The following is a 25,688-nucleotide window of genomic DNA, read 5'->3' on the forward strand; positions in this document are numbered from 1 at the left end:
GTCACCCGAAGACCCGTTCGGGAGCGGTCAGAACTCCTCGTCGAAGCCGACCGAGCCCTCCACGGCGACCTGGTACGCCGAAGGACGGCGCTCGAAGAAGTTGGTCAGTTCCTGGACGCCCTGGAGCTCCATGAAGGAGAAGGGGTTCTCGGAGCCGTAGACCGGGGCGAAGCCGAGACGCTGGAGGCGCTGGTCGGCGACGCACTCCAGATACTGGCGCATCGACTCGGTGTTCATGCCCGGCAGCCCCTCACCGCACAGGTCGCGCCCGAACTGCAGCTCGGCCTCCACGGCTTCCCGCAGCATGTCGGTGACCTGCTGCTGGAGCTGGTCGTCGAAGAGCTCGGGCTCCTCCTTGCGGACGGTGTCGACCACCTCGAAGGCGAAGGACATGTGCATCGTCTCGTCGCGGAACACCCAGTTGGTGCCCGTCGCCAGACCGTGCAGCAGACCCCGGCTGCGGAACCAGTAGACGTACGCGAAGGCTCCGTAGAAGAAGAGGCCCTCGATGCACGCGGCGAAGCAGATGAGGTTCAGCAGGAAGCGGCGCCGGTCGGCCTTGGTCTCCAGGCGGTCCAGCTTCTCCACCGAGTCCATCCACTTGAAGCAGAACTCGGCCTTCTCCCGGATGGAGGGGATGTTCTCGACGGCCGCGAAGGCCGCCGTCCTGTCCTCCGGGTCGGGCAGATAGGTGTCCAGCAGGGTCAGATAGAACTGGACGTGCACGGCCTCCTCGAACAGCTGGCGCGAGAGGTACAGGCGCGCCTCGGGGGAGTTGATGTGCTTGTACAGCGTCAGGACGAGGTTGTTCGCCACGATCGAGTCGCCGGTCGCGAAGAACGCGACCAGCCGGCCGATCATGTGCTGCTCGCCCTGCGAGAGCTTCGCGAGGTCGGCGACGTCCGAGTGGAGGTCGACCTCCTCGACGGTCCAGGTGTTCTTGATGGCGTCCCGGTAGCGCTCGTAGAAGTCCGGGTAGCGCATGGGACGCAGGGTGAGTTCGAAGCCCGGGTCGAGCAGGTTCTTCTCGGTGGAGCTCATTACTGACAGGCCTCGCAGGACTCGGGGTTCTCCAGGGAGCAGGCGACGGCGTCGGGGTCGGCGACCTGCTGGAGGGGGATGGTCTTCTCGGGCTGGGCCTGCGCCTGGGCGGCACGGGCGATGCGGGTCGCCGGACGCGAGCGCAGGTAGTACGTCGTCTTCAGGCCCGACTTCCACGCGTACGCGTACATCGAGGAGAGCTTGCCGATGGTCGGCGTCTCCAGGAAGAGGTTCAGCGACTGGGCCTGGTCCAGGAACGGGGTGCGGGCCGCGGCCATGTCGATGAGGCCGCGCTGCGGGATCTCCCACGCCGTGCGGTACAGGTCGCGGACGTCCTGCGGCACCCAGGTGAAGCCCTGCACCGAGCCGTTCGACTCGCGCAGCGCCTCCCGGGTCTGCGCGTCCCACACACCGAGCTTCTTCAGCTCGGCCACCAGGTAGGAGTTGACCTGGAGGAACTCACCGGACAGCGTCTCGCGCTTGAAGAGGTTCGAGACCTGGGGCTCGATGCACTCGTACACGCCCGCGATGGACGCGATCGTCGCGGTGGGCGCGATGGCGAGCAGGAGCGAGTTGCGCATGCCGACGGCGGCGATGCGCTCCCGCAGCGCCGCCCAGCGCTCCGGCCAGTTCAGCTCGACGGCGAAGTGGTCGGGGTGCAGCACACCGCGGGCGGTACGGGTCTTCTCCCAGGCCGGCAGCGGGCCGTTGCGCTCGGCGAGGTCGGCGGAGGCCTCGTAGGCGGCGAGCATGATGCGCTCGGCGATGCGGGTGGAGAGCGCGCGGGCGGCGGGCGAGTCGAAGGGCAGACGCAGCTTGAAGAAGACGTCCTGGAGGCCCATCGCGCCGAGGCCGACGGGGCGCCACTTGGCGTTCGAGCGGCCCGCCTGCTCGGTCGGGTAGAAGTTGATGTCGACGACGCGGTCGAGGAAGGTGACGGCGGTACGGACCGTCTCGTCCAGCCGCTCCCAGTCGAGGTCACCGGTCGCCGTGTCGACGAACGCGCCGAGGTTGACCGAGCCGAGGTTGCAGACGGCCGTCTCCCCGTCGTCCGTTACCTCCAGGATCTCGGTGCACAGGTTCGAGGAGTGCACGGTGTGGCCCGGCTCCGCCGTCTGGTTGGCCGTGCGGTTGGCTGCGTCCTTGAAGGTCATCCAGCCGTTGCCGGTCTGCGCCAGGGTGCGCATCATGCGGCCGTAGAGGTCACGGGCCGGGATGGTCTTCTTCGCCAGGCCCTCCGCCTCCGCCGCGCGGTACGCCGCGTCGAACTCGGCGCCCCACAGGTCGACCAGGCCGGGCACGTCGGAGGGGGAGAAGAGGGACCACTGCGCGTCGGCGTCGACCCGGCGCATGAACTCGTCCGGGATCCAGTGCGCGAGGTTCAGGTTGTGTGTACGCCGGGCGTCCTCACCGGTGTTGTCCCGCAGTTCCAGGAACTCCTCGATGTCGGAGTGCCAGGTCTCCAGGTACACCGCGGCGGCGCCCTTGCGCCGGCCGCCCTGGTTCACCGCGGCGACCGAGGCGTCGAGGGTCTTCAGGAACGGGACGATGCCGTTGGAGTGCCCGTTCGTGCCGCGGATCAGTGAACCGCGGGAGCGGATGCGGGAGTAGGACAGCCCGATGCCGCCCGCGTGCTTCGACAGGCGCGCGACCTGGTGGTAGCGGTCGTAGATGGAGTCGAGCTCGTCCAGCGGGGAGTCGAGGAGGTAGCAGGACGACATCTGCGGGTGTCGCGTACCGGAGTTGAAGAGCGTGGGGGAGGAGGGGAGGTAGTCCAGGCGGCTCATCAGGCCGTAGAGCGCGGCCACTTCGTCGACGGACCGGGCCGTGTCGTCCTCCGCGAGGCCGGACGCCACCCGCAGCATGAAGTGCTGGGGGGTCTCGATGACCTTGCGGGTGATCGGGTGCCGGAGCAGGTACCGGCTGTGCAGGGTGCGCAGACCGAAGTAGCCGAAGCGGTCGTCGCCCGCGGTGTCGATCAGCGCGTCCAGCCGGGCCGCGTGCAGGTCGACGAAGTCGGCCGTGCGGTCGGCGATCAGACCCTCGCGCCGGCCCGTGGTGATGGACTCGGAGAACGTCGTGACGCCCTGCGAGGCGGCCTCCTCCGCGATGCCGACCGTCAGCAGCCTGGCGGCCAGCCGCGAGTAGACGGGGTCCTCGGAGATGAGGCCCGCGGCCGCCTCGGTGGCCAGCTCGCGCAGCTCCGCGTCGTCCGCGTGCGTGGACCGGCCGCGCAGGGCGGCGGCGGCGACCCGGCCGGGGTCGGCGCCGGGGAGGTCGGCGGTGAAGTCGGTCAGGGTACGCAGCAGCGTGGTACCGGGACCGTCCGTCTCCACCGGGGCCCGCTGCGCGGACTCCGCTTCCACCGGGGCCCGCTGGGCGGAAACTGAAACCGGGTCGGCTGGCGCGATGGTCACTTGGGGCTCTCCCTCGCTCGGCACGGGGCCTGGCGGAGGGCAGCGGGACACGCGACTCCGTTACGGGTACGCGTGCGTCCACCGGCCCATTCCACGAGGCCCGGACGTCGTCGTCGCCCGGCCGGCTGGCCGGGGCACGCTGTCGGCAGGTCCTCGGACTGAAGCCCGTGCGCGAATGCGCACAAGTACACCGTTGCGGGACAGTTCCGGATTCGCACCGGATTCCCCTGCGGCGACAGCGAGCATGAGCATACATCTAGTGCCGGGCTGAGGAAGCACCCCCACATGTTGTGCCGTGTCGGCTTCGAGGGGGGCGCTACGGAGTGTGCCTGAGGGTCAACTCGTAGGTGAGGAGGAAGATGTCGTCGAGGTGCGGAACCGGGTTCCAGTCGCGCTCCGGGGTGCGGGTGAAGCCGAGGCGTTCGTAGAGACGGTGGGCCGCGCGCATGGTGCGCTGGGTGGACAGCACCACGCGTCCGCAGCCCCCGGTGGCCCGTGCGCGGTCGACGCAGGCGCCCACGAGGGCCGTTCCCGCACCCCGGCCGCGGGCCTCGCGGGCGACGGCGAGCATCCGGATCTCGGCCTCGCCGGGCCGCGCGATGTCGGCCATGGGTCCGCCCCGGGGGACGAAGGTCACGCCGCCGAGGACCCGTTCCCCCTCGACCGCGACGAGGACCTCGGCCGCGGCGGCCCGCTTCGCGACGTCCCGCAGCTCTCCGAGATACGGGTCGCTCTCCCCGTAGTCGAGCAGCCCGTCCCCGAGATAGGTCCGCACGGTGATCTCACCGACGCCGGGGTACTCCTCCGGCCGCGCCGGCCTGATGACGATGTCCATGCCGGGAGTGTGCATCAGACGTACGGCGACGGGCCGCCGGATTTTCCTCCGACGGCCCGCTCGCCGCTACCGCTGTCCCGGGCCGCGCCCGGCCGTTCCCGCCCGACGGGAACCGCCGGACGCGGTCCAGGACGTGTCGCGAAAGTCCCGCCTGCCTCGCGACGCCTGGCACGTCCTAGTGGCCCGCCTCCGCGGTGGCGGGGGGCAGTTCGACCTGGACTCCCGGGTCGCCGGCGTCCGCCGTGTAGTCCGCGGGTGACGTCTCGTCCACGCCGTCGGGCGCCTTGAAGGCCCGCAGGGCGAAGGTGAGGACGACGGAGACCACCACGTTCATGACGAACGCCGTCAGGCCGATGTATCCGATCTCCCCGATCCCGGGGATCTCCTTCGAGCTGCCGCCGAAGTGCTTCTGCGTCGGTGAGGCGACCCCGTAGGCGGCGAGCGTGCCGTAGAGCATGCCGACCGCCCAGCCGCCGAGCAGCGCCCAGCGGTGGAACCAGCGCGTGAACAGACCGCCGACCAGGGCCGGGAAGGTCTGAAGGATCCAGATGCCGCCCAGGAGCTGGAAGTTGATGGCGACCGTCTTGTCCATCGTCAGGACGAAGACCAGCGCGCCGACCTTCACCAGGAGCGAGACCAGCTTGGAGACCTTCGTCTCCTGCTGCGGGGTGGCGTCCGGCTTGATGAAGTCCTTGTAGATGTTGCGGGTGAAGAGGTTCGCGGCCGCGATGGACATGATGGCCGCGGGGACGAGGGCTCCGATGCCGATCGCGGCGAAGGCCACCCCGGCGAACCAGTCCGGGAACATGTCCTCGAAGAGCTGAGGGATGGCGAGCTGGCCGTTGGTGACCTTCACCCCGGCCGCGATCGCCATGAAGCCGAGCAGGGCGAGCAGGCCCAGCATCAGGGAGTAGAGCGGCAGGATCGTGGTGTTGCGCCGGATCACCTCACGGCTGCGGCTGGACAGCGTCGCGGTGATCGAGTGCGGGTACATGAACAGGGCGAGCGCGGAGCCGAGCGCCAGGGTGGCGTAGGTCCACTGCCCGGCCTGGGCCGGTACGATCCCGCCCGCGCCGGCCGCGGCGTACTTCTCGCTCGCCGAGTGGAAGATCTCGTCGAACCCGCCCAGCTTGATCGGGATGTAGATGATGGCCACCGCGATCACGATGTAGATCAGGGTGTCCTTCACGAACGCGATCAAGGCGGGGGCGCGCAGGCCCGACGAGTAGGTGTACGCGGCCAGTACGCCGAAGGCGATGAGGAGCGGGAGGTCCTTGACGAACCAGTTCGTGTTCTCGCCGCCGCCGACGCCCATCACGTCCAGCACGGCCTGGATGCCGACCAGTTGGAGCGCGATGTACGGCATGGTCGCGAGGATGCCGGTGACGGCCACCGCGAGGGACAGACCCTTGGAGCCGAAGCGCCCGCGCACGAAGTCCGACGTCGTCACATAGCCGTGCTTGTGCGAGACGGACCACAGGCGGGGCAGGAACGTGAAGACCAGGGGGTAGACGAGGATCGTGTACGGCACGGCGAAGAAGCCGGCCGCGCCCGCCGCGTAGATCGCGGCCGGTACGGCGACGAAGGTGTACGCCGTGTAGAGGTCGCCGCCGAGCAGGAACCAGGTGACCCAGGTGCCGAACGACCGTCCGCCCAGGCCCCATTCGTCGAGGCTGTGCTCGTTGTCGGCCTTGCGCCAGCGCGCGGCCAGGAATCCCATGACCGTGACGGCCACGAAGAAGATGATGAAGACGGCGAGTGCCACGCCGTTCACGCCGTCGTTCATGCGTCGGCACCGCCCTTCGTGGTGGCGCGGGCGTGCTGGTCACGCTGCCACAGCTGGTACGCGGTCACGGTGAGCGCGGTCGAGAGGAGCACCCACAGCATCTGGTACCAGTAGAAGAAGGGGATGCCGATGAAGGTGGGGTCGACCTTCGCGTACGAACCGACCCACAACATGGCCACGAACGGGGCGATCAGGCAGAGGGCGATCACCACGCGGACCGGTGTCACCACCCGGACCGGTCTCACCACCGGTGGTTTCGCTTCCGGCACGTCTGACATGAACGGCTCCGTCCCCTCGCTGGTCACCTGTGCAATGCGCAGGAAATCTAGGCGACGGTTCCGCTTTATGGAACCCCATCCCGGGCGGTGGATGTGGAGGGTTGGTGTGCGGGAGCGCGAGCGGACCGGCTGGTGAACTCCCGTACGGAGCCGGGCATCGCCCCGACGGCCCGGAGCGGTGCCGGCCGCGTCGCGAACCGCTTCCGCCGCGCCCCGGCCGGGACCGTGGCTCGAACGTGAACGCGAAGTGGTACCGCGGGGTACCGCCGGTCCCCCGGACCTCGGGGACCGGCGTTTCAGTCCTGCGGGCGCTTGAGCCTGGCCACGAACTTGTAGCGGTCGCCCCGGTACACCGAGCGCACCCACTCCACCGGTTCGCCCTGCCGGTCGATCGAGTGCCGGGACAGCATCAGCATGGGCAGACCGACGTCGGTGCCGAGCAGTCCGGCCTCGCGCGGGGTGGCCAGCGAGGTCTCGATGGTCTCCTCGGCCTCCGCGAGGTGGACGTCGTACACCTCGGCGAGCGCGGTGTAGAGAGAGGTGTACTTGACGAGCGACCGGCGCAGGGCGGGGAAGCGCTTCGCGGACAGGTGGGTCGTCTCGATGGCCATCGGCTCGCCGCTGGCCAGGCGCAGCCGCTCGATGCGCAGCACCCGGCCGCCGGCCGAGATGTCGAGCAGTTCCGCGAGGGTCTCGTCGGCGGTGATGTAGCCGATGTCCAGGAGCTGCGAGGTGGGTTCCAGGCCCTGGGCACGCATGTCCTCGGTGTACGAGGTGAGCTGGAGCGCCTGGGACACCTTCGGCTTGGCGACGAAGGTGCCCTTGCCCTGGATGCGTTCGAGACGGCCCTCGACGACGAGTTCCTGGAGCGCCTGGCGCACGGTCGTGCGGGAGGTGTCGAACTCGGCGGCGAGGGTGCGTTCGGGTGGCACGGGTGTGCCGGGCGGCAGGGTGTCCGTCATGTCGAGCAGGTGCTTCTTCAGGCGGTAGTACTTGGGCACGCGCGCGGTACGGATGGGGGCCCCACCCTCGTTCTCCGCACTGCTGACGTCGGTGCTCATGCTCTGCCTTCCCGGCTCCGGGTGCCGAAGCGACCGGCATCCCGCCGGTCACGGGTCACATCGTGGCACGGCTTCGTGTGCGAGTGTCTCCCGCACGCTCCGTGATCCCCTCTATATACCGTCGGTGTACCTGTTGGTCTAGTCCATCGCGCGCACGGGGTTCGTGAACAGCCCTGCCGTTTATGTCACTTACCTACTTAAAGGTCCTTGCATATGTAGGTCCCATAACGGACGGTCGGCCTGGCTTACACACCCTTGACACCCCTCTAGGTCTAGGCCAAGCTCCCCGTACTGGTCTACACCATTGGTCCAGGTCCCAGCCCCACGGGCAGTAATCGGCAGCGATTCGGCGTGTGTCACCGCGGTGGGCAGGGGGGTTTGTGGCATCCCTGAGGAGGGTGGCGTGAAGCGGAAGCTGGCAGCTGCGATCGGTATCGCGGGCATGATGGTCTCCATCGCGGCGTGCGGGGGCAGTGACGACAAGTCCGGGGGGTCGGACAAGGGCGCGGACGCCAAGGAGCTGACCGTCTGGCTCACGGTGGACGCGCAGAACAACTGGCCCGAACTGGTCAAGGCCGCGGACGCGGCGGTGACCGCGAAGCACCCGGGCGTCAAGATCAACCACGAGTACTACGGCTGGCCGGACAAGAACACCAAGCTCGACGCCGTCCTCGCCACGGACAAGGCCCCCGACGTGGTCGAGATGGGCAACTCCGAGATGCTCGGCTACATGGTCAAGGGAGCCTTCGCCCCCGTCGACCCCACGAAGTTCGACAACTCGGCCGGGTGGCTGGACGGCCTCAAGACGTCGGTCACCTACGAGGACAAGACCTACGGCGTGCCGTACTACGCCGGTGGCCGCGTCGGCAACTGGCGCAAGGACGTGGCGGCTTCGGCCGGCATCAAGGCGACCCCGAAGACGTACCAGGAGCTCACCTCCGACCTGGACAAGATCCAGAAGAAGGAGGGGAACAAGTTCAACGCCTGGTACCAGCCCACCCGCGACTGGTACGCCGCGATGTCCTTCGTCTACGACGCCGGCGGCTCCATCGCCACGGACGAGGGCGGCCAGTGGAAGGCCAACCTCTCCTCGCCCGAGTCGCTCAAGGGCCTCACCGAGTTCAAGAACGTCGTCGACAAGTACATGCACGGCGACAAGACCAAGGACGAGTCCGACCGTTACATCGTCTACGGCCAGGGCAAGTCCGCCATGATCTTCGGTGCCGCCTGGGAGGGCGCGACCGCCGAGGACCCGAAGAGCGACAAGACCGGCAAGCTCAAGGGCAACCTCGAGAACTTCGTGATGCCCGGCCCGTCCGGCAAGAACCTGCCCGTCTTCCTCGGCGGCTCCGACCTCGCCATCCCGGTGAAGTCCAAGGCGCAGGCCCTCGCCGGTGAGTGGATCAACGCCTTCACGGGCTCCAAGGGCCAGAAGGGCCTGATGGCCAAGGGCAATCTGCCCAACAACAAGACCGACCTCGCGACCCTCAAGAACGACCCGGCGACGGTGGTCCCGGCCACCGCGGCCGAGAGCAGCTGGTTCGTGCCGATGGCACCGGGCTGGGGCCAGGTCGAGAAGGCCCAGGTCCTGCAGACGATGCTGCAGAGCATCGGCACCGGCAAGAAGTCGGTGGAGGCGGCCGCGAAGGAAGCGGACGCCGCGATCGACAAGGTCATCAACACCAAGTGACCTGAGCGCAGGGCCCCGTCGGACCCCGGGGAGTTCCGGGGACGGGGCCCTGCTTCTCGTACGATCTGAAGGACCGCTGAGGAGCGCGCGATGAGTGCCGCAGAGACGACCACCCCGACCAAGGCGCCACCGGCGCGGCAGGCATCGCCACCGGCGGCCCCCAGGGCGCCGCGCAGAAGGCGGGCTCCCGGCGGAACCGCCACCCCCTGGGCCCTGCTCGCCCCCTGCCTGCTGATCCTCGCGCTGGTCATGGGCTACCCCCTGGTCCGGCTCGTCACCCTGTCCTTCCAGAAGTTCGGCCAGTCCCAGCTCTGGGGCTTCCAGCCGGCCGAGTCGGTCGGCTTCGACAACTTCACCAAGGTGCTCGGCGACGGCGAGTTCTGGGCCGTCGTCCTGCGCACGATCGTCTTCGCCGCCGGGTCCGTCGTCTTCACGATGGTCGCCGGCATGCTGATCGCGCTGCTCCTCCAGCGCGTCTCCGGCTGGGTCAAGACGCTCGTCAACATCGTGCTGGTGGCCAGCTGGGGCATGCCGATCATCGTGGCGACCACCGTCTTCAAGTGGCTCTTCGACTCGGACTACGGTGTCTTCAACGCGCTGCTGAGCAAGCTGCCGGGCGTCGACATGGTCGGCCACAACTGGTTCGCCAGCGGACCGCAGGGCCTGGCCGTGATCATGCTGCTGGTGGTGTGGGGCGCGGTGCCCTTCGTCGTCATCACGCTCGGCGCGGGACTGACCCAGGTACCCCAGGAACTGGAGGAGGCGGCCCGCCTGGACGGCGCCGGCGCCTGGGGAGTCTTCCGCTACGTCACGCTCCCCATCCTCAAGCCGATCGTCGTGATGCTGACGACGCTCTCCGTCATCTGGGACATGGGAGTCTTCCCGCAGGTCTTCGTGATGCGCGGCGGCCACCCCGAGGCCGAGTTCCAGCTGCTCACCACCTACTCCTACGACCGCGCGTTCGTGGTCAACGACTATGCCCAGGGATCGGCGATCGCCCTGCTGACCGTGCTGCTCCTGCTCGGCGTGGTCGCCGTCTACATGCGCCAGATGCTCAAGATCGGAGAGGTCGAATGAGCGCCGTCGCCACACCGAGGCGTACGCCCTCCGGACCCCGCAGGTCCAAGCTCGGCTGGAACGTCCTCGGCCTGCTCGTCTTCGTCATCGCGGGCTTCCCGGTCTACTGGATGCTGAACACGGCGTTCAAGCCCGCGAAGGACGCCATCGACCCGGATCCGAGCCTGTTCCCCACCGGGGTGACGCTCGACAACTTCCGCCGCGCGCTGGACATCGCGGACTTCTGGGGCCCGGTCGGCCGCAGCCTGATCGTGTCCCTGTCGGTCGTCCTGATCGGTGTCGTGGTGGGCATGCTCGCGGCGCTCGCCATCTCCCGCTTCGCCTTCCGCGGCCGCAAGATCGTGATCGTCGGCATCCTGGCGGTCCAGATGATCCCGTTGGTCGCCATGATCATCCCGGTCTTCCTGCTCCTCAACGACCTCGATCAGTACGACAAGCTCTCCGGCCTGATCGTCACCTACCTGACCTTCATCCTGCCCTTCACGGTGTGGACGCTGCGCGGCTTCATCGTCAACATCCCGAAGGAGCTGGAGGAGGCGGCCATGGTCGACGGCTGCTCCCGCACGGGCGCCTTCGTACGGGTGGTCTTCCCGCTCCTCGCCCCCGGCATGGTGGCCACCTCGGTGTACGCCTTCATCCAGGCGTGGAACGAGTACCTGTACGCCCTGATGCTGATGAGCCAGAAGAACCAGACCGCCACCGTCTGGCTCGGCAACTTCACCACCAAGCACGGCACCGAGTACGCCCCGATGATGGCCGGCGCCACCATGATGGCCGTGCCGATCGTCGTCCTCTTCCTCATCGTCCAGCGCAAGATGGCCGCGGGGCTGACCGCGGGCGCCGTGAAGGGATAACGCCCCCGATGACGACACTCGCCAGCGGAGCAGCCGCGTCCAACGCGGACAAGGATGACCTGACACGCGACGCGCTGACCGTCCTGCAGCCCGGCTTCACGGGGACCACGGCCCCCGACTGGCTGCTGCGCCGGCTCGGTGAAGGCCTGGCCTCGGTCGGCCTCTTCGGCCGGAACATCGCATCGCCCGAACAGCTTTCCGCCCTGACGGCCCAGTTGCGCGCCGAGCGCGACGACGTCCTGGTGGCCATCGACGAGGAGGGCGGCGACGTCACCCGTCTGGAGGTCCGGTCCGGCTCCTCCTACCCCGGCAATCACGCGCTGGGCGCGGTGGACGACGTGGAGCTGACCAGGGAGGTGGCCTCGGCACTCGGCCGGCGCCTGGCGGCCTGCGGGGTGAACCTCAACTGGGCCCCGTCCGCGGACGTGAACTCCAACCCCGGCAACCCGGTCATCGGCGTACGGTCCTTCGGCGCCGACACCGGTCTCGTGGCCCGGCACACCGCCGCCTACGTCACCGGCCTGCAGTCCGCCGGCGTCGCGGCCTGCACCAAGCACTTCCCCGGGCACGGCGACACGGCGGTGGACTCGCACCACGCCCTGCCGCGCATCGACGCCGGTCTGCCGGTCCTCCAGGCGCGCGAACTCGCCCCGTTCCGGGCCGCGATCGCCGCGGGCACCCGTGCGGTGATGAGCGCGCACATCCTGGTCCCGGCCCTGGACCCGGACCGCCCGGCCACGCTCTCCCGCCGCATCCTGACCGGACTGCTCCGCGAGGAACTCGGCTACGAGGGACTCATCGTCACCGACGGCATGGAGATGCAGGCCATCGCCGCCACGTACGGCATCGAGCGGGGCAGCGTCCTCGCCATCGGAGCCGGCGCGGACGCGATCTGCGTGGGCGGCGGCCTCGCGGACGACGAGACGGTACGACGGCTGCGCGACGCCCTCGTCTCGGCGGTCCGCACCGGCGAACTGGCCGAGGAGCGGCTCGCGGACGCGGCGGCACGGGTCCGGGCGCTCGCCCGGTGGACGACGGCCGCCTCGGCGCGGGGTGCGGAGGGTGCGGGTTCCGCGAGCGGTACGGACGGTGCGGGTTCCGGGGGCGTCACGGGCGGCGCGGGTGCGGGGAGCGGTGCGAACGGCAGCGGCCCGGGGGGCGGCGGTGCCGAGATCGGGCTGATCGCCGCCCGTCGCGCGCTGCGGGTCACCTCTTCCGCGCCGTACACCCCGCTCACCGGCGCTCCCTACGTGGCCGCGCTCACGCCGGTCGCGAACATCGCCGTCGGTGACGAGACACCCTGGGGTGTCGCCGCCGAACTGGCCAGGCTGGTCCCCGGCACGGAGACCGGCGGCTTCGCGGGCGACGACGCGGGCGCCGAGGTGCTGGCCGCCGCGGGCTCCCGGCGGATCGTCGCCGTCGTCCGCGACGAACACCGGCACGCCTGGATGGCGACGGCCCTCGACGTCCTGCTGGCCGCCCGCCCCGACACGATCGTCGTGGAGATGGGCGTCCCGCAGGCGCCGCCCCGGGGCGCCCCGCACATCGCGACCCACGGCGCGGCCCGGGTCTGCGGCCGGGCGGCGGCGGAGGTCATCGCGGGGGAGTAGCGGACCCCCGACCCGCGCACACGAAGGCGCCGGGCACCCTGTCGAACAGGGGCCCGGCGCCTTCGTCCGCCACGGGCCGGTGCCGCACCCGTCACGGGACGGCCCTCAGATCCCCTGCCAGTCCGGCTTGTTCGCGAAGGTGTGCCGGAAGTAGTCCGCGAGCTTCAGCTTGGACGCCGCCGCCTCGTCCACGACGACCGTGGCGTGCGGGTGGAGCTGGAGTGCCGAGGCCGGGCACACCGCGGCGACCGGACCCTCCACGGTCGCGGCGACCGCGTCGGCCTTGCCCTCACCGGTGGCGAGCAGCACCAGGTGCCGGGCCTCCAGGATCGTGCCGATGCCCTGCGTGATGACGTGGTGCGGCACCTGCTCGATGTCGCCCCCGAAGAACCGCGCGTTGTCGACCCGGGTCTGTTCGGTCAGCGTCTTGATCCGGGTCCGCGAGGCGAGCGAGGAGCACGGTTCGTTGAAACCGATGTGCCCGTCCGTCCCGATGCCGAGGATCTGCAGGTCGACCCCGCCGGCCGAGGCCAGCGCCCTGTCGTACGCCACACAGGCGGCCTGGACGTCCCGCGCCGCGCCGTCCGGTCCCATGAACGCGGCCATGTCCAGCCCGAGCGGTTCGAGCACCTCGCGCCGCAGCACCGACCGATAGGACTCGGGGTGCTCGGCGGGGAGCCCCACGTACTCGTCGAGCTGGGCGATCCGCGCCCGGGAGGCGTCCACGGCGCCGGAGCCGACCCGCGCCGCCAGTGCCTCGTAGATGGGCAGCGGGGTCGAGCCGGTGGCCACGCCGAGCAGGGCGTCGGGCTTGCGCCGCAGCAGTTGCGCCATGGCCTCGGCGATCAGCTCGCCGCCCGCCTTGGCGTCCGGAACGATGACAACTTCCACGCTGGGCCTGCCGATCTGGGGAGGGGCTCGCCGGGAACCGAAGGGAACACGTGTGGTGTAGACCAATCTAGCAAAGATGGTCCGCCCGTGGTCGTGGGACGACCCGGACGACATCAGGGTGGCAAGGGTGGCGAGACGCCGTGACCCGCGCTCGAACGGCTGCGCGGACGCGGCACCGACTCCGCCCCTCGGACCACCGTCCTTCCCGCCCTTCGCGGCGGGTGACGCGTATGACCCCCGTTCGGCCCCGCACATGACCAGAACCGGCCCCCGCCGGGGGTCGAAGCGGGCTAGTCTGCATGGTGGATGTCGTGGGAAGTTCGATGAAGTGACAACAACAAACATCCGTCGGCTCATGGACGCGAGAACGTGGTCTAGTCCACAATGTTCGGGTGGGGCGTCCGCGGCCCACAGTGTCACCGCATCAACTGAACAAGCCTCCGTCTTCCCCGCACAGGAAGACGGACCGAGGAACCGGCGCTCTCTGCCCTGACTGCTCCGGCTCCTCTCCATCGGCCGACCGGGACCGCACACCCCACGGCCGTTGCTGCTCCGGGCTGCGGTGCCGAGAGGGTTGAGGGTCCCTCCCAGGCGCCGCGGCCCGCGGGTGTCTTCGGACCGGGGTCGAACCCCCGGGTACGCTCGCACATGTGCCCTCCATGAACGACCTCGTACGCCAGCACACCGCTCTCGGTGCCTCCGATCTCGAGTGGCTGCATCTGCTGGTCTCGGAGTGGCAGTTGCTCTCCGACCTCTCCTTCGCCGACCTCGTCCTGTGGGTCCCCACCCGGGACGGCACCCGCTATGTCTCGGTGGCGCAGATGCGTCCCAACACCGGTCCGACCTCGTACCAGGACGACATGGTGGGCCATCTGGTCCCACGGGGCCGCCGCCCGCTGCTGGACGCCGCGCTCGACGAGGGCCGCATCGTGCGCGAGGGCGACCCCGAATGGCGGGAGGAGGTGCCGGTGCGGGTCGAGTCCATTCCGGTACGGCGGGAGGGGCGCGTCCTCGGTGTCATCGCGCGCAACACCAATCTCCTCACCGTGCGCACCCCGAGCCGGCTGGAGCTGACGTACCTCCAGAGCGCCTCCGACCTCGCCCAGATGATCGCGGCCGGCTCCTTCCCGTTCCCCGACCAGCAGGTCGACATGGACGCCTCACCGCGCGTGGGCGACGGGCTGATCCGTCTGGACGCGGAAGGCATCGTGCAGTACGCGTCTCCGAACGCACTGTCCGCCTACCACCGGCTGGGCCTCGCCTCCGACCTGGTGGGCCACAATCTGGGCGTGACCACCTCCGAACTCGCCCCGTCCCGCGGGCCGGTGGACGAGGCGCTGGCCAAGGTCGCGAGCGGTTGGGCGCCCCGCGAGTTCGAGATCGAGAGCGCCGAAGGGGTGATCCAGCTGCGGGCGATCCCGCTGAAGCCCAAGGGCACCCGGGTCGGTTCCCTGGTCCTGCTGCGCGACGTCACCGAACTGCGCCGCCGCGAGCGGGAGTTGATCACCAAGGATGCGACCATCCGGGAGATCCACCACCGCGTCAAGAACAACCTCCAGACGGTGGCGGCACTGCTGCGCCTGCAGGCCCGGCGCATCGAGTCGGAGCGCGGCCGGGAGGCCCTGGAGGAAGCCGTTCGGCGGGTCGGATCGATCGCGATCGTGCATGAGACGCTGTCTCAGAACCTGGACGAACGGGTGGAGTTCGACGAGATCGCCGACCGGGTGCTCGCGATGGTCGCGGAGATCTCGCCCGGCAAGGTCACCGGCCGTCGCACCGGCCGCTTCGGGGTGCTGGACGCGGAGGTCGCGACACCGCTCTCCATGGTCCTCACCGAGATTCTGCAGAACGCGCTGGAGCACGGCTTCCGTGAGGGCGACCGGGGCACGGTCGAGGTCTCGGCGGTCCGGGGCGGCACCACCAAGGAGACCCGTCTGCTGGTCACCGTCCAGGACGACGGTGTCGGTCTGCCGGAGGGCTTCGACCCGCACCGCTCGGGCAACCTCGGCCTCCAGATCGTACGGACCCTGGTGGAAGGCGAGTTGGGCGGCACGTTCGACATGGTGGCGGCCCCGGAGCGCGGCACGCAGGTCATCCTGGACATTCCGGTGCGGGCGAACAAGTAGGACGCGCCCTGTGTCCCGACGGCACAGGGCGCACGGCCGTGGCGCATGACAGAGGCCCCGGACCATGCGGTCCGGGGCCTCTGCTTACGTTGCGATGGGGGTACCCCCTGCTCGAGCGTGTGTCGAGAATTCGGGGGGAGCATCGGGGGTACTGCGCGCTGCGGCTCGGGGGCGGGAGATGCGTACGCGCTGTACGCGCCGCCAAGCTCAGGCTCGTTGCGGGGTGGGGTGTCAGGCGGTGGCCTGACGGGCCCGGTTGCGGGCGGCGCGGCGCTTCATCGCACGACGCTCGTCCTCGCTGAGGCCACCCCAGACGCCGGAGTCCTGGCCGGACTCGAGCGCCCACTGCAGGCACTGCTCCATGACGGGGCAGCGGCGGCAGACGGCCTTGGCTTCCTCGATCTGCAGCAGCGCAGGACCGGTGTTGCCGATGGGGAAGAAGAGCTCGGGGTCTTCCTCGCGGCAAACGGCGTTGTGACGCCAGTCCATGGCTGCTACCTCTCCTTGGTATTACATGCACGTTGCTTGTGAATGTGAACGCTTTCACGAATCCCTCAACAAGTGAAGGGCCGACTACCAGACGGACTGGTGTGGTCCTGTGATTTGAGGAGGGGTTCTGGCGCTCTGTGGGGCCGATGTTGCGGGCCGTCCCGAGCGCCACGTAGAGACTCGCAAACCTCAGCGGCGGATACAACCCCTTCTGGAAAGTTTTTTTTGATTCCTCGGTGTCGACTAGGTCACAGCCGTACTTCCATGGGGTGGACCCTGGTCTAAACGTTCGAGTGAAAGGACTTTGAGGCCTTCCACTCACACAATCACACGCAGTGCACGGCGTACGCCTGTGAACGTCACGCTCGTGCGCAGTCCCAGGTGGTCGCCGTCCATCTGGAGGGGCAGCGGCACCTTCGAATGCAAGGTGAAGTCGGTCAGGTCGTGCAGGGACAGGGCGTGCTTTCCGTGCGGACCGCGCTCGGGGGACGAAGTGAGCAACTGGGTGGCATACCGGGCCACCGCGGTCGTCGACATGCGGCTGAGGCCGAGTACGTCGAGCCCGGTATCGAACGAAGCCTTAGGCGACGCGTACACCGGACGATTGCCGAGAAACGTCCAGGGCGAGGTGTTGCAGATTATGGACAGGACGAGATCGGTGACCGGGTCCTCGCCGGGGCGGTCGAGGGTGATCGTTCCGTGCCTGCGGTGAGGTTCGTCCAGAAACTGACGTACCACTTGGCGCAAATACAGGGCGTGAGTGGAGCGCTTGCCGCGCTCCCGCTGCTGCTCGACCCGGCCGATCACCCCGGCGTCGAAGCCGAGCCCCGCGCAGAACGTGAACCAGCGGGAGGGGACGGACTCGTCCTCGGTGCCGGGGGTGCCGGCGGCGAGACCGAGGCCGACCGTGCGCTCGCGGTTCTCCCTCAGAGCGTCCAGCAGGGCGCCCGTGGCCTCCACCGCGTCGTTGGGCAGGCCGAGGGCGCGGGCGAAGACATTGGTGGAGCCGCCGGGGACCACGGCGAGGCGGGGGAGGCGGTCCGGTCCGGGGCCGTTGTGCAGCAGGCCGTTCACGACCTCGTTGACGGTGCCGTCGCCACCGAGTGCGACGACCAGTTCTATGTCCTCGCCCTCCGCGGCCTGCCGGCCCAGGTCCCGGGCGTGCCCGCGGTACTCGGTGGTGACCACCTCGAGCTTCATCTCGCTCGCCAACGCGTGGATCAGGACGTCGCGCGTGCGCGCACTTGTGGTGGTTGCTGCCGGATTGACCACGAGAAGTGCACGCATGCGAAGCAGCGTACCTACCGTGCGGTACTCGTCCCAGACCGAGGTAGGGATCGGGTAAGAGATGAGGGCGTGAGTCTCGACACGGGGAGAGAGGGCGGGAACGGGGTACGGCGCCGGCCGGGAGGCGCGGCACGGGCCGGCCGCGCACGTCGGCCAGGTGCGCCGGCCCATGGCACGTCAGGGCTGCTGGGATTCCTCCGCCCCGCCGGGACCGCGGATGCCCAGCGCCGCCGTTGTCGCCGGGCTCACGAGCAGAACCAGTGCCGCGACCGCGACGACGGCGAGGACGATGCCCGCCGGGATGGCGACGCTGTCGGCCTGGAGCAGGTTGTAGGCGACGGGCAGGGCCAGGATCTGGGTGATGACCGCGGGGCCCCGGCTCCATCTGCGGCGCAGCAGCAGCCCGCGCGCGGCCAGCAGGGGCAGCAGCGCGAGCACGATCAGTGTCACGCCCCCGGTGACGGCCTGCCGGCGGTCGTCCGGAGATCCGGTGAGACCCTGCACGAACAGGTAGACGCCCCCCGCGGCCAGGGCGAGCCCCTCGAGCGCGGCCAGCGCCGCCGCGGCGGTCAGCCGTCCGGGACGGGGCCGCGCGGTCGACGCGTCGGGGGCGGGGGTCTGCTCAGCGCTCACCCCTGAAGGGTAGCCGCCGGGCCCCGGCGCACGACCGGCCCCTGGACCGCGCCCCGCTTCGGCCACCCCGCCGTACGGGGTGGGCTACTCCTCCACCAGCAGCTTTTCGCGGAGCTGGGCGAGGGTGCGGGCCAGGAGGCGGGAGACGTGCATCTGGGAGATGCCGACCTCCTGGGCGATCTGCGACTGCGTCATGTTGCCGAAGAAGCGAAGGAGAAGGATCCGCTTCTCTCGCGGCGGAAGGTCCTCCAGCAGCGGCTTCAGCGACTCCCGGTACTCGACGCCCTCCAGGGCCTCGTCCTCGGCGCCGAGTGTGTCGGCGACGGCCGGGGACTCGTCGTCCGTGTCGGGAACGTCCAGGGACAGCGTGGAGTACGCGTTCGCGGACTCCAGACCCTCCAGGACCTCTTCCTCGGAGATGGCCAGCTTCTCGGCGAGCTCGTGGACCGTGGGCGAACGGCCGTGCTGCTGCGAGAGTTCCGCGGTCGCCGTGGTGAGCGCGAGGCGCAGCTCCTGAAGGCGGCGCGGCACGCGGACCGCCCAGCCCTTGTCGCGGAAGTGCCGCTTGATCTCGCCGACGACCGTCGGAGTCGCGTACGTCGAGAACTCGACGCCGCGCTCCGGGTCGAACCGGTCGACCGACTTGATCAGGCCGATGGTGGCGACCTGGGTCAGGTCGTCCAGCGGCTCCCCGCGGTTGCGGAAGCGGCGTGCGAGGTGCTCGACGAGCGGGAGGTGCATGCGGACCAGCTGGTTGCGCAGCTCCGCGTACTCGGCGCTGCCGTCCGGCAGTTTGCGCAGCTCGATGAACATCGCCCGTGCTCCGCTGCGGTCCTGCGGGTCCTTCGGGTCGTGCTGGATGTGCTGGATGCTCGGCCCGTGCTGCGTGGCCTGCACGCTCTGCACGTTCTGCGCAGCCGTCTTGTCGTGTTGTTCTTGCTCGCTCATAGTCCCGCCCGTCACCAGCCGCCGCCCTTCCGAGGACGTGCTCCGCGCGGCACCCTCCGGATCCCGTTGCCCGTCGTCCCGGCCGGGGAGCTTCTCCTGTCCGTCCTCGTCTACCGGCGCGTCCCCCGCGTTCTCGGCTTCGTTCGGGCTGGGGGGATCCCCGGCCCGGGAGGCTGTGCCGTCGTCCGGGTGCGGCCGGGCCTGCTCGGGGATGCCGTCGACGCCCTCCGCCACGCGCCTCGGCGCGTCGAGGCCGTCGACGCGCCCGGCGGGAAGCCCCCGTGTGCCGCGCTCTTCGTCCCGCACCGGCCCGTCCCCGTCCCTCACGCCGGCCCGGGTCCCGCGCCGCGCTGTTTGTAGAGGCTGATCGAAACGGTCTTGTCCTCGGCGACGGTGGAGTCGACCTTGCCCGCCAGCGCCGAGAGCACGGTCCACGCGAACGTGTCCCGTGACGGAGCGTGACCGTCCGTGGTCGGAGCGGAGACCGTCACCTCGAGCGAGTCGTCGATGAGCCGGAAGACACAACTGAGCACCGAACCGGGGACGGCCTGCTGCAGCAGGATCGCGCAGGCCTCGTCCACCGCGATGCGCAGGTCCTCGATCTCGTCGAGGGTGAAGTCCAAACGGGCCGCGAGGCCGGCCGTGGCCGTACGCAGCACCGACAGGTAGGCACCCGCGGCCGGCAGCCGGACTTCCACGAAGTCCTTCGTCGCGGGCTCGCCTGCGATCTGGGACACCCTCACCTCCAAGGTGGTACAAGCTCATTCGAGCTCTTTCGGGGCCGAGGGTCGCCCCCCGGGGTAACGCGCCAGGTGTTCAGCGGTGACGCTATCGCGCTCCCGACTTTCCTGTCCTGGGGACCCCACTCCCCTGCTGTCACTCATAGTAAGCCCATGAGTACGGACAGTGGCTAGGGGTCTGCGGGCCCAAATAGGAAGAGCGCGCGCCGGGTTGACGTACCCAGGCGTCAGACGGTCGAACCGTCCGGACGGCGGGTCACGCCAGTACGTGGTCGACGAAGCACCAGCGCCAGCTCTCACCGGGCTCGAAGGTTCGCATCACGGGGTGTCCCGTCTCCTTGAAATGCTCTGTCGCGTGCCGCAGCGGCGAGGAGTCGCAGCAACTGAGGTGCCCGCATTCCAGGCACAGTCGCAGCTGCACCGGATGTGTGCCCGCGGCGACACACTCCAGGCACGTGTCGCTCGTGGGCTCTGGTTCGGGGTGCGGCAGCGCGTCGGCATGCGTGCACTGTTTCATGATTGCCAGGTTACGTCGGGCGTGCGGGATGCCGCGCGAAAACGAGGGCGGGCGGACGAGGATGCACGTATTGCCACTGCTGTTGCTGGTCGCGGGAAGCGCCGCGGTCGCCGGAGCGGCCCGCCGCACTCCGGTCCCGGCGCCGCTGCTGCTCGTCGCCGCGGGCCTGGTGGTCGCGTACGTCCCCGGGGTGCCCGGGTACGAACTCGACCCCGAGGTCGTCCTCCCGCTGCTGCTGCCCCCGCTGCTGTACACGGCCGCCACCGACAGTTCGTACCTCGATCTGCGGGCGCATCTGCGGCCCATCGCGCTGTTGTCGGTCGGGTACGTGCTCTTCGCGACGCTGGCCGTCGGCTGGGTCACCTATCTGATCGTGCCGGGTCTGCCGCTGCCCGCGGCGCTGGTGTTCGGGGCGGTGGTGGCGCCGCCGGACGCGGTCGCGGCCACCGCGGTGGCGCGCCGGGTGGGGCTGCCGTCACAGATCACCACGATCCTGCAGGGCGAGTCCCTGGTGAACGACGCGACCGCGATCACCGCCTACAAGGTGGCTCTCGCCGCCGCGGTCGGCGAGGGCGCGACCTGGTCGGACGGCATCCGTGAGTTCCTGCTCGCGGCGGTCGGCGGCGTGGTCGTCGGCCTCGTCCTGATGGTGCCGATCCACTGGCTGCGCACCCACCTGAACGAGGCGCTCCTGCAGAACACCCTCTCCCTGCTGATCCCCTTCGTGGCGTACGGGATCGCCGAGCAGGTGCACGCCTCCGGGGTGCTCGCGGTGGTCGTCGTCGCGCTCTACCTCGGACACCGCGCCTGGGAGGTGGACTTCGCGACACGACTCCAGGAGGAGGCCGTCTGGAAGATGGTCGCGTTCGTCCTGGAGTCGGCCGTGTTCGCGCTGATCGGCCTGCAACTGCCGGTCGTCCTCAAGGGTCTCGGCCCGTACGAGGGCGCCAGCGCCGCCTGGTACGCGGTGGTCGTCTTCCTGGTGGTGGTCGCCGCCCGGTTCGTGTGGGTGTATCCCGCCACCTTCCTGCCGCGGATCCTGTCCTCGCGCATCCGGGGGCGCGAGGAGAACCCCACCTGGAAGGCTCCGTTCGTCATCGGCTGGGCCGGGATGCGGGGCGTGGTGTCGCTCGCCATCGCCTTCTCGATCCCGCTCTCGGTGGACGGCGGTAAAAGCTTCCCCGAACGCAACCTCCTGCTCTTCCTCACCTTCACCACCGTCATCGCCACCCTGGTCGTACAGGGGCTGACTCTGCCTCCGCTGATCCGCCTCCTGAAGCTGCCCGGCCGCGACCCCCAGGCCGAGACGCTCGCCGAGGCCAACGCCCAGGCGCAGGCGTCCCGGGCCGCCGAACAGCGCCTCGACGAACTGCTGGCCGACGAGCGCAACGCCCTGCCCCCGCCGCTCGCCGACCGGCTGCGCTCGGTCCTGGAGCGCCGCCGCAACGCGGTCTGGGAGCGGCTCGGCGCCGTCAACCCGGTGACCGGGGAGACCGCCGACGACACCTACCGCAGGCTGGCCCGCACGATGATCAGCGCCGAGCGGGAGGTCTTCGTGCGGCTCCGCGACCACCGCTACATCGACGACGAGATGCTGCGCACCCTGTTGAGGCGGCTGGACCTGGAGGAGGCGGCGGCCTACCGGGAGGCGGCGTGAGGGTCCCGCCGGGCCGGCGCCCGGTTCAGACGAGCGGCGCTCCGGTGACGACCGCCGCCACCGTCGTCCCCGGTGCGAACGCCCCCTCCTCGGCCAGGGCGACAAGTCCGTACAGCATCTTGGCGACATAGAGACGTTCGACGGGCAGGCCGTGGCGCTGCTCGAAGTCCTCGGCGAAGAAGTCGAGTTCGGGTGTGGTGCGTGCGTAGCCGCCGAAGTGGAAGCGGTCGTCGAGGGTCCAGGTGCCGCGGCGGCCGCCGAAGGCGGAGTCCTGGAGGGCCCGTACGTCGGCGTCCAGGAAGCCGCCCTTGAGGACGGGGACGCCCAGCGCCCGCTGGCCGCCGGCGAGGCCGGCGGCCAGGCCCGCGAGGGTGCCGCCGGTCCCGCAGGCGACGGCGACGACGTCGGCGTGACCGCGCAGCTCCGCGCCGAGTTCCCGGCAGCCGTGTACGGCGAGGGCGTTGCTGCCGCCCTCGGGGACGACGTACGCGTCCCGGGCGTCCGCCGCGCACAGGATCGCGGCCAGCGTCCGCGGATCCGTCTTGCGGCGATACGTCGACCTGTCGACGAAGTGCAGTCGCATGCCGTCGGCCGCGCACCGCGTCAGGGAGGGGTTGAGGGGGCGGTGGGCCAGCTCGTCGCCCCGGACCACGCCGACGGTCGGCAGCCCGAGGAGACGGCCCGCGGCGGCGGTGGCGCGCAGATGGTTCGAGTACGCGCCGCCGAAGGTGAGGAGCGTGCGGCCGGCCGCGGCGCGCAGGTTCGGGGCCAGCTTGCGCCACTTGTTGCCGATCAGCTCCGGGTGGATCAGATCGTCCCTCTTGAGCAGCAGCCGGACGCCGTGGCGCGCGAAGCGCCCGTCCGCGACGGGGCACAGCGGCGAGGGCACCCGGGGCCGCAGACCGGACGGGTCGAGCGCTTCGGGTCCGTCCGGGGCGTCGGGCACGGCGGGAGTGCCCGGGATGCCGGGGTCGTCGGGGCTGGTCACCCCACCATTGTCGGACAGCCGTGCGGGAATCCCGGCGACCGGTGAACGCCTGTGCGTCACTTGAGGCGGTCGCGGACACGCCCTCTCATCGAGGCCATCGTGAAGCCGCGGGGGTCGACCTTGCCGGGCTGCCACTCCAGGTGGCCGATGACCGAGCGCTCCGTCCAGCCGTGATGGCGGCAGATCGCGGCCGCGACCTTCTCGATCGCCTCCAGCTGGACCTCGGGCCAGGGGTCCCTGCCGTTGCCGAGGTTCTCGCACTCGAAGCCGTAGAAGTGGCGGTTGCCGTCGGTGTTCGCCTCGTTGTCCGCGGGGAGCGCCTTCTCCGCGATCACGGCACGCAGCACGTCGTCGTCGCCCAGGCCCGCGTGGTTGACCCGGCCGTAGCCCACGAGGTGCACGACGCCGTCCTTGGTGATGACACCGTGGCACAGGGGTCCCGGCAGGTCGGCGCGGCCCGTGCGGCAGAGGCCGATGGTGTGCTCGTCGCCCGAGGAGGCCGTGTGGTGGATCATCACCCCGTACACCGGGCCCCACGGCCCCTTGTGATTGCGGTTGTGATGCTCCCACTCGCCGACCTCGACGACGGTGGCGCCTTCCCTCCTGAGCCGGTCCACGAAACCGGCCGCGGACATGGGTGAAGCCATGACCGCCTCCTTCGCGCTGCACGCCGGCCACCGGGCGCGGCCGTCTCGTACCGCCGCTTCTACCCGGAACCGGACGCTCCGGGTTGCCCGTTCGTACAGCGTGCGAGCCGATCCGGTCAGGGCCGGGCGCGCGTCGGGGCGGCGCCGCTCAGGAGCGCAGGAACGCGTCCCCGTTCGCCGCGATGTGGCTCTCCAGGGCCTGGAGAGCCTGCTGGGTCGCCTCGGGGGACCCGCTGCCGCGCCGCTCCGCGTAGTACGCCGCGCCGAGTCTCTTGAGGAGGTCGGCACCCGCCCGCTGGGCCTGCACCTCGTCCAGCTTCTGCTTGCCCTGCGTGAGCCCTCGCTGCGCCTGTTCCTTGGCGCGGTCCAGGAAGCCTGCCATCGCCGTCTCCCGTCGTCGTCCGTCGAAGTGTCAAACGGTTGGCCGGATCTTGGAGTTCCCGAGCGCGACGACATCAGGCTGTTCGACGGTGCGGGCCCCGAACGTTCGATAGCGCGGCGTGACGATTCCGGACGTCAGGGTTCCGCACGATTCGCCCACTCGACAAAGTGCGCGTCTCTGCCCAATCCGACGTGATCCATTCCCCCTCATTCGTGTAATAGCACCGGCACGCTCCGTGATGGAAGGCTGGGCGACGCAGATCAGTGCATGACCGGGAGGGCAATTTTCATGTCGGTAGGCGAAGAGGTCCGTTCGGGTCAGGGCAGGCCGCAGCAGAGTCTCGGCACATCGGCCGCGCGGAACCTGGCCACCACCACCAAGTCCGCACCCCAGATGCAGGAGATCAGTTCACGGTGGCTGCTGCGCATGCTCCCGTGGGTGAACGTGCAGGGTGGCACGTACCGCGTGAACCGGCGGCTCAGCTACTCCGTGGGCGACGGCAGGGTGACGTTCGTGAAGACCGGTGACCGCGTCCAGGTCATCCCCGCCGAGCTCGGCGAGCTGACCGTCCTGCGGTCCTACGAGGATCAGGAGGTGCTCGGCGAGCTCGCCCAGCGCTGCCAGCAGCGGGAGTTCGCGCCGGGCGAAGTGCTCGCCTCGTTCGGCAGTCCGTCCGACGAGGTGTTCCTGCTCGCCCACGGCAAGGTCGAGAAGATCGGCACGGGTCCCTACGGCGACGACGCGGTCCTCGGCGTCCTCGCCGACGGCGCGTACTTCGGCGAGCAGGCGCTCATCGACCCGGACGCCATCTGGGAGTACACGGCCCGCGCCGTCACCGCGGTCACCGTGCTCACACTGCCCCGCCAGGACCTGGAACAGGTCGCGGAGCGCGCCGAGTCCCTGCGCACCCACCTCCAGCAGCTGCGGGCGATCCCTGAGCAGCGCACCAACAAGTACGGCGAGAAGGAGATCGACCTCGCGGCCGGCCACACCGGAGAGGAGGACATCCCCGGCACCTTCGTGGACTACGAGGCCGCGCCGCGCGAGTACGAACTGAGCATCGCCCAGACGGTACTGCGCCTGCACACACGCGTGGCCGATCTCTACAACCAGCCGATGAACCAGACCGAGCAGCAGCTCCGCCTCACCGTCGAGGCACTGAAGGAGCGCCAGGAGCACGAGCTCATCAACAACCGGGAGTTCGGACTGCTCAACAACTGCGAGTACGACCAGCGGCTGCAACCGCACGACGGCGTTCCGAGCCCCGACGACCTCGACGAACTGCTCAGTCGCAGGCGCGGGACCAAGCTGCTGCTCGCCCACCCGCGCGCGATCTCCGCGATCGGCCGCGAGTGCAACAAGCGGGGGCTGGTCCCGGAGAGCGTCGAGATCGCGGGCAACCGCATCCCGACCTGGCGCGGTGTCCCGATCTTCCCGTGCAACAAGATCCCGGTCAGTGACGCCCGTACGACGTCGATCATCGCCCTGCGTACCGGCGAGGCCGAGCAGGGTGTCATCGGGCTCCAGCAGGCGGGCATCCCGGACGAGATCGAGCCGAGCACGTCGGTGCGCTTCATGGGCATCAACGAACAGGCGATCATCTCCTACCTGGTGACGGCGTACTACTCGGCCGCGGTCCTCGTCCCGGACGCCCTCGGCATCCTGGAGAACGTCGAGATCGGCCGCTGGCGGTGACCTTCCCGACACCGGCCACCGTTTTCCCGCCGGACCGGA

The 25,688-nt window shown here is 69.9% G+C and carries 23 protein-coding genes and 1 riboswitch; of the genes, 7 read left to right on the forward strand and 16 right to left on the reverse strand.

The window, feature by feature from the left end:
* Positions 1-27: 27 nt before the first annotated feature.
* From OHB41_RS30355 to OHB41_RS30380, 6 genes are all read right to left on the reverse strand, one after another.
* Positions 28-1,041 (reverse strand): ribonucleotide-diphosphate reductase subunit beta, encoded by a 1,014-nt coding sequence (locus tag OHB41_RS30355; protein ID WP_266701280.1) that lies wholly within the window; start codon positions 1,039-1,041, stop codon positions 28-30.
* Positions 1,041-3,458 (reverse strand): ribonucleoside-diphosphate reductase subunit alpha, encoded by a 2,418-nt coding sequence (locus OHB41_RS30360; RefSeq protein ID WP_526024980.1) that lies wholly within the window; start codon positions 3,456-3,458, stop codon positions 1,041-1,043. The genes OHB41_RS30355 and OHB41_RS30360 overlap by 1 nt, the downstream gene beginning before the upstream one ends.
* 127 nt (positions 3,459-3,585) lie before the next feature.
* Positions 3,586-3,710: riboswitch (cobalamin riboswitch) on the reverse strand.
* Positions 3,711-3,774: 64 nt separating this feature from the next.
* Positions 3,775-4,293 carry a GNAT family N-acetyltransferase gene (locus OHB41_RS30365; RefSeq protein ID WP_266701281.1) on the reverse strand — a complete coding sequence of 173 codons (519 nt, stop codon included), beginning with the start codon at positions 4,291-4,293 and terminating at the stop codon, positions 3,775-3,777.
* A 175-nt stretch (positions 4,294-4,468) separates the two neighbouring features.
* Positions 4,469-6,079 carry a monocarboxylate uptake permease MctP gene (gene mctP / locus OHB41_RS30370; RefSeq protein WP_266701282.1) on the reverse strand — a complete coding sequence of 537 codons (1,611 nt, stop codon included), beginning with the start codon at positions 6,077-6,079 and terminating at the stop codon, positions 4,469-4,471.
* Entirely contained in the window at positions 6,076-6,357 is a 282-nt protein-coding gene (locus OHB41_RS30375) for a DUF3311 domain-containing protein (protein ID WP_266701283.1), read from the reverse strand. Before OHB41_RS30375 ends, mctP begins: the two co-directional genes overlap by 4 nt.
* Positions 6,358-6,653: 296 nt before the next feature.
* Entirely contained in the window at positions 6,654-7,418 is a 765-nt protein-coding gene (locus tag OHB41_RS30380) for a GntR family transcriptional regulator (protein WP_148010391.1), read from the reverse strand.
* A 403-nt stretch (positions 7,419-7,821) separates the two neighbouring features.
* Between OHB41_RS30380 and OHB41_RS30385 the strand changes: the two genes are divergently transcribed.
* From OHB41_RS30385 to OHB41_RS30400, 4 genes are all read left to right on the forward strand, one after another.
* The gene (locus OHB41_RS30385) at positions 7,822-9,108 is read left to right on the forward strand and encodes an extracellular solute-binding protein (protein WP_266701284.1); all 1,287 of its coding nucleotides are present in this window, start codon (positions 7,822-7,824) and stop codon (positions 9,106-9,108) included.
* Positions 9,109-9,198: 90 nt separating this feature from the next.
* Positions 9,199-10,185, forward strand: coding sequence for a carbohydrate ABC transporter permease (locus OHB41_RS30390; RefSeq protein WP_266701285.1), 987 nt, complete (start codon positions 9,199-9,201; stop codon positions 10,183-10,185).
* A complete protein-coding gene (locus tag OHB41_RS30395; RefSeq protein ID WP_266701286.1) occupies positions 10,182-11,039 on the forward strand; it encodes a carbohydrate ABC transporter permease in 858 nt (285 codons plus the stop codon). Before OHB41_RS30390 ends, OHB41_RS30395 begins: the two co-directional genes overlap by 4 nt.
* Positions 11,040-11,047: 8 nt before the next feature.
* Entirely contained in the window at positions 11,048-12,649 is a 1,602-nt protein-coding gene (locus tag OHB41_RS30400; RefSeq protein ID WP_266701287.1) for a glycoside hydrolase family 3 protein, read from the forward strand.
* A 105-nt stretch (positions 12,650-12,754) separates the two neighbouring features.
* Here OHB41_RS30400 and nagB read toward each other — a convergent pair whose 3' ends face one another.
* Complete coding sequence (nagB, locus tag OHB41_RS30405; RefSeq protein ID WP_266701288.1) at positions 12,755-13,540, reverse strand: glucosamine-6-phosphate deaminase; 786 nt, start codon at positions 13,538-13,540, stop codon at positions 12,755-12,757.
* A 659-nt stretch (positions 13,541-14,199) separates the two neighbouring features.
* On the opposite strand from nagB, the gene OHB41_RS30410 reads away from it, so the two are divergent.
* The gene (locus OHB41_RS30410) at positions 14,200-15,666 is read left to right on the forward strand and encodes a sensor histidine kinase (RefSeq protein ID WP_266706242.1); all 1,467 of its coding nucleotides are present in this window, start codon (positions 14,200-14,202) and stop codon (positions 15,664-15,666) included.
* Between the two features lie 231 nt (positions 15,667-15,897).
* On the opposite strand, the gene OHB41_RS30415 is transcribed toward OHB41_RS30410, so the two are convergent.
* The 6 genes from OHB41_RS30415 to OHB41_RS30440 form a co-directional block, all read right to left on the reverse strand.
* Positions 15,898-16,155, reverse strand: a complete 258-nt coding sequence (locus OHB41_RS30415) for a WhiB family transcriptional regulator (protein ID WP_006380970.1) — start codon at positions 16,153-16,155, stop codon at positions 15,898-15,900.
* A gap of 318 nt (positions 16,156-16,473) precedes the next feature.
* A complete protein-coding gene (locus OHB41_RS30420) occupies positions 16,474-17,442 on the reverse strand; it encodes a diacylglycerol/lipid kinase family protein (protein ID WP_266701289.1) in 969 nt (322 codons plus the stop codon).
* Between the two features lie 177 nt (positions 17,443-17,619).
* Positions 17,620-18,075: a hypothetical protein gene (locus tag OHB41_RS30425; RefSeq protein ID WP_266701290.1), complete on the reverse strand. Its 456-nt coding sequence runs from the start codon at positions 18,073-18,075 to the stop codon at positions 17,620-17,622.
* 84 nt (positions 18,076-18,159) lie between these two features.
* Positions 18,160-19,350 carry an RNA polymerase sigma factor SigF gene (locus OHB41_RS30430; RefSeq protein WP_266701291.1) on the reverse strand — a complete coding sequence of 397 codons (1,191 nt, stop codon included), beginning with the start codon at positions 19,348-19,350 and terminating at the stop codon, positions 18,160-18,162.
* Positions 19,347-19,760 carry an ATP-binding protein gene (locus OHB41_RS30435; protein WP_054228129.1) on the reverse strand — a complete coding sequence of 138 codons (414 nt, stop codon included), beginning with the start codon at positions 19,758-19,760 and terminating at the stop codon, positions 19,347-19,349. Before OHB41_RS30435 ends, OHB41_RS30430 begins: the two co-directional genes overlap by 4 nt.
* A gap of 259 nt (positions 19,761-20,019) precedes the next feature.
* Positions 20,020-20,280 carry a UBP-type zinc finger domain-containing protein gene (locus tag OHB41_RS30440; protein WP_266701292.1) on the reverse strand — a complete coding sequence of 87 codons (261 nt, stop codon included), beginning with the start codon at positions 20,278-20,280 and terminating at the stop codon, positions 20,020-20,022.
* Positions 20,281-20,341: 61 nt separating this feature from the next.
* Between OHB41_RS30440 and OHB41_RS30445 the strand changes: the two genes are divergently transcribed.
* Positions 20,342-21,937: a Na+/H+ antiporter gene (locus tag OHB41_RS30445; RefSeq protein ID WP_266701293.1), complete on the forward strand. Its 1,596-nt coding sequence runs from the start codon at positions 20,342-20,344 to the stop codon at positions 21,935-21,937.
* A 25-nt stretch (positions 21,938-21,962) separates the two neighbouring features.
* Here OHB41_RS30445 and OHB41_RS30450 read toward each other — a convergent pair whose 3' ends face one another.
* The 3 genes from OHB41_RS30450 to OHB41_RS30460 form a co-directional block, all read right to left on the reverse strand.
* On the reverse strand, positions 21,963-22,883 hold the full coding sequence (locus OHB41_RS30450) for a 1-aminocyclopropane-1-carboxylate deaminase/D-cysteine desulfhydrase (RefSeq protein ID WP_266706244.1): 921 nt from the start codon (positions 22,881-22,883) through the stop codon (positions 21,963-21,965).
* Between the two features lie 98 nt (positions 22,884-22,981).
* Positions 22,982-23,572, reverse strand: coding sequence for an N-acetylmuramoyl-L-alanine amidase (locus OHB41_RS30455; RefSeq protein WP_266701294.1), 591 nt, complete (start codon positions 23,570-23,572; stop codon positions 22,982-22,984).
* A 148-nt stretch (positions 23,573-23,720) separates the two neighbouring features.
* Positions 23,721-23,954 carry a hypothetical protein gene (locus tag OHB41_RS30460; RefSeq protein ID WP_148010405.1) on the reverse strand — a complete coding sequence of 78 codons (234 nt, stop codon included), beginning with the start codon at positions 23,952-23,954 and terminating at the stop codon, positions 23,721-23,723.
* 288 nt (positions 23,955-24,242) lie between these two features.
* Here OHB41_RS30460 and OHB41_RS30465 point away from each other — a divergent pair, with 288 nt between their 5' ends.
* Positions 24,243-25,649: a family 2B encapsulin nanocompartment shell protein gene (locus OHB41_RS30465; protein WP_168530167.1), complete on the forward strand. Its 1,407-nt coding sequence runs from the start codon at positions 24,243-24,245 to the stop codon at positions 25,647-25,649.
* The last annotated feature ends 39 nt before the right edge of the window (positions 25,650-25,688 follow it).

The sequence above is a fragment of the Streptomyces sp. NBC_01571 genome (assembly GCF_026339875.1).
Classification (GTDB): Bacteria; Actinomycetota; Actinomycetes; order Streptomycetales; family Streptomycetaceae; genus Streptomyces.